Here is a 1,541-nt window from a genome sequence, read left to right as displayed (position 1 = left end):
AGGAGGCACTGTTGCAAATAGTCGGTGGTGATAAACTTATCATCCCCTTTTGCTGATGGAGCTGCACATGAACCCATTCAAAGGCCGGCATTTTCAGCGTGACATCATTCTGTGGGCCGTACGCTGGTACTGCAAATACGGCATCAGTTACCGTGAGCTGCAGGAGATGCTGGCTGAACGCGGAGTGAATGTCGATCACTCCACGATTTACCGCTGGGTTCAGCGTTATGCGCCTGAAATGGAAAAACGGCTGCGCTGGTACTGGCGTAACCCTTCCGATCTTTGCCCGTGGCACATGGATGAAACCTACGTGAAGGTCAATGGCCGCTGGGCGTATCTGTACCGGGCCGTCGACAGCCGGGGCCGCACTGTCGATTTTTATCTCTCCTCCCGTCGTAACAGCAAAGCTGCATACCGGTTTCTGGGTAAAATCCTCAACAACGTGAAGAAGTGGCAGATCCCGCGATTCATCAACACGGATAAAGCGCCCGCCTATGGTCGCGCGCTTGCTCTGCTCAAACGCGAAGGCCGGTGCCCGTCTGACGTTGAACACCGACAGATTAAGTACCGGAACAACGTGATTGAATGCGATCATGGCAAACTGAAACGGATAATCGACGCCACGCTGGGATTTAAATCCATGAAGACGGCTTACGCCACCATCAAAGGTATTGAGGTGATGCGTGCACTACGCAAAGGCCAGGCCTCAGCATTTTATTATGGTGATCCCCTGGGCGAAATGCGCCTGGTAAGCAGAGTTTTTGAAATGTAAGGCCTTTGAATAAGACAAAAGGCTGCCTCATCGCTAACTTTGCAACAGTGCCTTCTGTGGGCCGTACGCTGGTACTGCAAATACGGCATCAGTTACCGTGAGCTGCAGGAGATGCTGGCTGAACGCGGAGTGAATGTCGATCACTCCACGATTTACCGCTGGGTTCAGCGTTATGCGCCTGAAATGGAAAAACGGCTGCGCTGGTACTGGCGTAACCCTTCCGATCTTTGCCCGTGGCACATGGATGAAACCTACGTGAAGGTCAATGGCCGCTGGGCGTATCTGTACCGGGCCGTCGACAGCCGGGGCCGCACTGTCGATTTTTATCTCTCCTCCCGTCGTAACAGCAAAGCTGCATACCGGTTTCTGGGTAAAATCCTCAACAACGTGAAGAAGTGGCAGATCCCGCGATTCATCAACACGGATAAAGCGCCCGCCTATGGTCGCGCGCTTGCTCTGCTCAAACGCGAAGGCCGGTGCCCGTCTGACGTTGAACACCGACAGATTAAGTACCGGAACAACGTGATTGAATGCGATCATGGCAAACTGAAACGGATAATCGACGCCACGCTGGGATTTAAATCCATGAAGACGGCTTACGCCACCATCAAAGGTATTGAGGTGATGCGTGCACTACGCAAAGGCCAGGCCTCAGCATTTTATTATGGTGATCCCCTGGGCGAAATGCGCCTGGTAAGCAGAGTTTTTGAAATGTAAGGCCTTTGAATAAGACAAAAGGCTGCCTCATCGCTAACTTTGCAACAGTGCC

General features: G+C 52.6%; 2 protein-coding genes. Both read left to right on the top strand.

Annotated elements, in window-relative coordinates; all coding sequences use genetic code 11:
• The first annotated feature begins 67 nt into the window (after positions 1-67).
• The gene (locus ACR6A7_RS21095) at positions 68-772 is read left to right on the top strand and encodes an IS6-like element IS26 family transposase (RefSeq protein ID WP_001067848.1); all 705 of its coding nucleotides are present in this window, start codon (positions 68-70) and stop codon (positions 770-772) included.
• Positions 773-811: 39 nt separating this feature from the next.
• On the top strand, positions 812-1,489 hold the full coding sequence (locus ACR6A7_RS21090) for an IS6 family transposase (RefSeq protein WP_434127148.1): 678 nt from the start codon (positions 812-814) through the stop codon (positions 1,487-1,489).
• Positions 1,490-1,541: the final 52 nt, after the last annotated feature.

Origin of the sequence: Pantoea phyllosphaerae (assembly GCF_051025595.1) — a bacterium.
GTDB lineage: Bacteria > Pseudomonadota > Gammaproteobacteria > Enterobacterales > Enterobacteriaceae > Pantoea.
The sequence above is the reverse complement of the archived record's forward strand: the minus strand, read 5'-3'. Positions and strand labels throughout refer to the sequence as shown.

Bases quoted from the DNA above. Each gene is read 5' to 3' on its own strand.
- ACR6A7_RS21095 (WP_001067848.1), top strand. From the start codon at position 68: ATGAACCCATTCAAAGGCCGGCATTTTCAGCGTGACATCATTCTGTGG.